The 5,050-nt window shown below is 69.9% G+C and carries 8 protein-coding genes; 1 reads left to right on the top strand and 7 read right to left on the bottom strand.

Features of this window, described 5'->3' with window-relative positions; translation table 11 throughout:
- A partial coding sequence (locus AC1D01_RS20360; RefSeq protein WP_477869465.1) for a helix-hairpin-helix domain-containing protein occupies positions 1–293 on the bottom strand: 293 nt, incomplete at its 3' end.
- Entirely contained in the window at positions 293–967 is a 675-nt protein-coding gene (gene lexA / locus AC1D01_RS20355) for a transcriptional repressor LexA (protein WP_477869463.1), read from the bottom strand. The genes AC1D01_RS20360 and lexA, both read right to left, overlap by 1 nt.
- A 76-nt stretch (positions 968–1,043) precedes the next feature.
- On the opposite strand from lexA, the gene AC1D01_RS20350 reads away from it, so the two are divergent.
- Positions 1,044–1,988: an asparaginase gene (locus tag AC1D01_RS20350; protein ID WP_477869461.1), complete on the top strand. Its 945-nt coding sequence runs from the start codon at positions 1,044–1,046 to the stop codon at positions 1,986–1,988.
- A gap of 45 nt (positions 1,989–2,033) precedes the next feature.
- Here AC1D01_RS20350 and AC1D01_RS20345 read toward each other — a convergent pair whose 3' ends face one another.
- The 5 genes from AC1D01_RS20345 to AC1D01_RS20325 all read right to left on the bottom strand — a co-directional run.
- Complete coding sequence (locus AC1D01_RS20345; RefSeq protein ID WP_477869459.1) at positions 2,034–2,459, bottom strand: organic hydroperoxide resistance protein; 426 nt, start codon at positions 2,457–2,459, stop codon at positions 2,034–2,036.
- 47 nt (positions 2,460–2,506) lie between these two features.
- Entirely contained in the window at positions 2,507–3,019 is a 513-nt protein-coding gene (locus AC1D01_RS20340; RefSeq protein WP_477869457.1) for a MarR family winged helix-turn-helix transcriptional regulator, read from the bottom strand.
- A 119-nt stretch (positions 3,020–3,138) separates the two neighbouring features.
- Positions 3,139–3,480 (bottom strand): hypothetical protein, encoded by a 342-nt coding sequence (locus AC1D01_RS20335; protein ID WP_477869455.1) that lies wholly within the window; start codon positions 3,478–3,480, stop codon positions 3,139–3,141.
- Between the two features lie 8 nt (positions 3,481–3,488).
- Positions 3,489–3,854 carry a hypothetical protein gene (locus AC1D01_RS20330; protein ID WP_477869451.1) on the bottom strand — a complete coding sequence of 122 codons (366 nt, stop codon included), beginning with the start codon at positions 3,852–3,854 and terminating at the stop codon, positions 3,489–3,491.
- A gap of 71 nt (positions 3,855–3,925) precedes the next feature.
- A partial coding sequence (locus AC1D01_RS20325; protein WP_477869449.1) for an ATP-binding cassette domain-containing protein occupies positions 3,926–5,050 on the bottom strand: 1,125 nt, incomplete at its 5' end.

Raw genomic sequence — 5,050 nt, 5'->3', positions numbered from 1 at the left:
GCCTTGCGCTGCGCGGTGTAGGCCCACCACGGCGCGGCAGGCGCACCGCCCATGAAATCGGTGGCGGCCATGAAGGTGTCGAGCACGCAAGGGTCGTGGCGCTGCCCGGTGATCGCGCACAGGCGCTGGTACAGCACGAAGGCATCCTTGCCGCGCAGGTCCTTCGGCTCCTGGATGCCGATCAGCCGCAGGTCGGCGGCCAGTGCGGGGCCGATGTTGGGCAGTTGCTCGAGCGCCTTGCACTCCGCGGCACTCGCCGCCTTGGGGGCCTTGATCACCACGGCGGCCTCCATCACAGCATGCTGTTGCGGATCAGGCCGACCGCCAGCCCCTCGAGTTCGAAGTCGACATCGCCGAACGGCACGACGATGGGTTCGAAATCGGGGTTCTCCGGCAGCAGCTCGATGCTGGTGCGGGTGCGCTTGAAGCGCTTCACGGTGACCTCGTCGCCGAGCCGCGCGACGACGATCTGGCCGTTCTTCGCGTCCTTGGTCTTCTGCACCGCGAGCAGGTCGCCATCCATGATGCCGGCGTCGCGCATGCTCATGCCGCGCACCTTCAGCAGGAAATCGGGCCGGCGCGCGAACAGGCTGGCTTCCATCAGGTAGGTCTGGTCGATGTGCTCCTGCGCGAGGATCGGGCTGCCGGCCGCGACGCGCCCGACCAGCGGCAGCGTGAGCTGCGACAGGCTCGGCAGCGGCAGGCTGAACTGCTTGCCGCGGCTCTGGTTCAGCGCACGCAATGTGTCAGACTGCAGACGGATGCCCCGCGAGGTGCCGCCCACCAGCTCGATGACGCCCTTGCGGGCCAGCGCCTGCAGGTGTTCTTCGGCGGCGTTGGCCGACTTGAAGCCCAGTTCGTTCGCGATCTCGGCGCGGGTGGGCGGCGCACCGGTGCGCTCGATCGCGCTCTGCACCAGGTCGAGGATCTGCTGCTGGCGGTCGGTGAGCTTCGGGATCTCGGTCATCGGTGGGCCTTGAAGGTGAGATGGTTCGGACTGAACATCCATCCAGTGACTGTATTTTTATCCAGCTTCGTGAAAAATGCAAAGAACTGATCAGATCGTCGTCGTGCTCGGCACCGGCGGCACCATCGCCGGCACCTCGGCGGCCCCCGGCGACAACATCGGCTACACCGCGGCGCAGCTCGGCGTCGCGCAGCTCATGAAGGCGGTGCCGGCGCTGGCCGCGGTGCCGCTCGAGCCGGAGCAGGTCGCGCAGGTCGACAGCAAGGACATGAGCGCCGGCGTGTGGCGCGCGCTGGTCGGGCGGCTGGCGCACCACCTGGCGCGGCCCGAGGTGGCGGGCGTGGTCGTCACGCACGGCACCGACACGCTGGAGGAGACCGCGTGGCTGCTGCAGCGCGTGCTCGCGCCGGCCAAGCCGGTGGTGCTGACCGCGGCGATGCGCCCCGCCACCTCGCTGCAACCCGACGGTCCGCAGAACCTGCTCGATGCAGTGACCGTCGCGCAGCATCCGGGCGCGCGCGGCGTGGTCGCGGTGCTCGGCGGCGTGGTGCATGGCGCGGCCGACGTGCGCAAGGTGCACACCTACCGCATCGAGGCCTTCGATTCAGGCGATGCCGGCCCGGTCGGCCGCATCGAGGAAGGGCGGTTGCGGCTGTTCCGCCCGTGGCCGGCGGGTGAGGCGATGTCTGCGGCGCTGGTGGACAGGCTGGTCGACGGCCCCGAGTGGCCGCGCGTCGACATCCTGCTCAGCCATGCGGGCGTCGATGGCGTGCTGGTCGATGCGCTGGTCGAGCGCGGCACGCGCGGCATCGTGGTCGCGGGCACCGGCCACGGCACCGTCCACCACGCGCTCGAAGCCGCGCTGCTGCGCGCACAGGCGGCCGGCGTGCGCGTGCTGCGCTGCAGCCGCGTCGCCGGCGGCCCGGTGTTCGCGCAGCCCGGCGATGTGCTGCCGGCCGGTGGCGAATGGTCGCCCTACCAGGCGCGTATCGAGCTGCTGCTGCAACTGCTCGCGCAATGAAAAACGGCCCGCTGAGGGCCGTTCTTCATGCAGCGCAGGCGGGGCTCAGGCTACGGTCAGCGTCACGTCCACGTTGCCGCGCGTCGCGTTCGAGTACGGGCAGATCTGGTGCGCCGTGTCGACGATCTGCTGGGCCACCGAGCGCTCGACGCCCGGCACGGTGATGGTCATCGCGACCTGGATGCCGAAGCCTTGCGGGATCGGGCCGATGCCGACGCTGGCGGCGATCGAGGTGTCGGCCGGCAGCGTCACCTTGTGCTTGCCGGCAGCCACCTTCATCGCGCCGATGAAGCAGGCCGAGTAGCCGGCGGCGAACAGCTGTTCCGGGTTGGTGCCGACGGCGCCGTTGCCGCCCAGTTCCTTCGGCGTGGTCAGGCGCAGGTCGAGCACGCCGTCCGACGACTTGGAGGTGCCTTCGCGGCCGCCGGTGGAGGTGGCGTGGGCGGTGTACAGGACTTTTTCGAGGGCCATGGTGTCTTCCTTCAGGTGGTGAGGTGGGTCAGGGGTGAGAACAACGTTCACGCATGCGCCGCAGCGGGCGCGTCATCGAGCAGTTGCAGGCGCAACTGCTGCAGGCGCTGGGTCAGGTCGGTCAGCTCGCCGACACTGCAGCCGCTGGCCTGGGCCAGCTGGGCGGGCACGCCGCGCGCCTGCTGGCGCAGCGCACGGCCCTCGGCCGTCAGGCTGACGATCACGCGGCGCTCGTCGTCGGCGGCGCGCTGGCGCTGCAGCCAGCCGGCCGCTTCCATGCGCTTGAGCAGCGGCGTCAGCGTGCCGGAGTCGAGGAACAGCCGCTCGCCGAGCTCGCCGACCGTCACCCCGTCACGCTCCCACAGCACCAGGAACGCCAGGTACTGCGGGTAGGTGAGGCCGAGCGGCGCGAGCAGCGGCTTGTACAGCTTGGTCATCGCGAGCGAGGTGGAATACAGCGCGAAGCAGACCTGGTTGTCGAGCTGCAGCCAGTCGATGTCGGCCGGCAGGGCCGGCGCGGCGACGGATCCGGTGCGACGAGTGAGGTGCTTGCTTGCCATGGACGAGACTGTATCGCCGATCAGGCAATTAGATTGCGAACAATATAATCTCCGGGCCGACGGCAGGGAGATTCCGCGCCGGCCCGGCATGGGCAGCTTGCGATCAGGCAGGCGCGAGCCTACGCGGCCAACTGCGGGAAGGACCTGTACAGGTCCAGCAGCTTGCGCGCGGCCAGCTGTGCCGCCTTGCTCATCACCGCGGGCGTGACGTTTTCGCGCAGTCGCAGCGCACCGCTCTCGACCCGCTGGCAGACGTTCGAGGCGATGCCCCGGGCCGTCTCGCTCGCCGACGTGTTCGCGGTGGAGCGCGACAGCGCGCGCGAAGGCAGCGCGTCGCTCGCGGCATTGGTGCCGCGCGTGCGCGCACCTTGGGGCGCGGCGGCCTTCGTCGGCAAACCCGGACGGCTCAGCGTCGGGCGCGGCAAACCCTGCGGAAGGGGGCGGTTGATCTCGTTGGACATGGCGGGCCTCAGACCTTCATGAACATGAGCGTGGGGTCGGATCCGACCGGCGAGCCGAGCAGCGCGGTGGCCTTCTGCTGCTCCTCGCGCAGCAGGTAGCTCAGCGGGCTCTCGACGCCGTCGGCCGGCCCGTCGATCTCGTTCGTCGTCGCCATCAGCAGCGTGATCGCGTCGGCGCGGAAGCTGTCGCGGTCGCCGCTGCGGCCCTGCATCAGCTCGTCGGTCACCTCGTCGATCAAGGCGCGGAAGCGGCCCAGCAATGCCGGGTTGACCGTGGGGGCCGCAGCCGGCTCGGCGGCATGCCCGGCGGTGTTCCGCTGTCCGGCGTTGCTGCCGGAGCGGTCACCTGTCTGCGCTTTCTGAAGGGCCATCATGGGAACGGACGATAGGCCGTCCGCCAACAGGCACTCGCCGGCCACCGGAAGCCGCGTGCGGCGGCGCGAAGTCAGCCGGCGCCGAGCGCGTCCAGTTCGCCGGTCACTTCCAGCCAGCGGCCCTCGGCGGCATCGAGTTCGTCGCCCAGTTGCTTCAGCCGCTTGCCTTGTTCCACGCGCTGCGCAGCGCTCACATCGGGGCGCGCCGAGGCTTCCCCGATGTTGGCCTTCTCCTGCGTCAGCGTCGCGATGCGTTTCTCGAGCGTCGCGAGCTCGGTGCGCAGCGGCTTGGTCTGCTCGGCAGCCTTCTGGCGTTGCTGGGCACCGGCCTTGCGGTCGTCCTTGGCGGCCTTCGGGGCGGCCGCCGCGGCAGCGGCCTCGGCCTTCTTCGCCTTGACCTTCGCCGAGCCGGCTTCGCGCGCACCCTTCGCCATCTCGCGCGAGGTCTCGAGCAGCCATTTCTGGTAGTCGTCCAGGTCGCCGTCGAACGGCTTCACCGCGCCGTCGCTGACCAGCCAGAATTCATCGCACACCTCGCGCAGCAGCGCGCGATCGTGGCTCACCAGCATCACCGTGCCCTCGAACTCGTTCAGCGCCATCGACAGCGCCTCGCGCGTGGTCAGGTCCAGGTGGTTGGTCGGTTCGTCGAGCAGCAGCAGGTTGGGGCGCTGCCACACCAGCATCGCGAGCACCAGCCGCGCCTTCTCGCCGCCGCTCAGCGAGCCGACGGCCTGCGTGACCATGTCGCCGACGAAGCGGAACGAGCCGAGGAAGTCGCGCAGCTCCTGCTCGCGCGCCTGCGGGCCGACGTCGCGTGCGAGCCGCACCATGTGCATCAGCGGGCCGTCGTCCAGCGACAGCACGTCGAGTTCCTGCTGCGCGAAGTAGCCGATCGACAAGCCCTTGCCCTCGGTGACCTCGCCGGCCACCAGCGGGATCTCCTTCGCGATGGTCTTCACCAGCGTCGACTTGCCCTGGCCGTTGGCGCCCAGGATGCCGATGCGCTGGCCGGCCAGCACCGAGCGGTTGACGTTGCTGACGATCGGCACGCCGCCGTAGCCGCACGACATCACCGAGAACGCGAGCATCGGGTTGGGCAGCGAGACCGGCTCGCGGAACTCGAACTGGAAGTCGCTGCTGGTCAGCACCGGCCCGAGCTTTTCCATGCGCGCCAGCGCCTTCACGCGGCTCTGCGC

The organism is Rhizobacter sp. P3_B12 (assembly GCF_056402895.1).
Note: the sequence above shows the minus strand (reverse complement) of the source record. Positions and strands in the feature narration are given on the sequence as shown.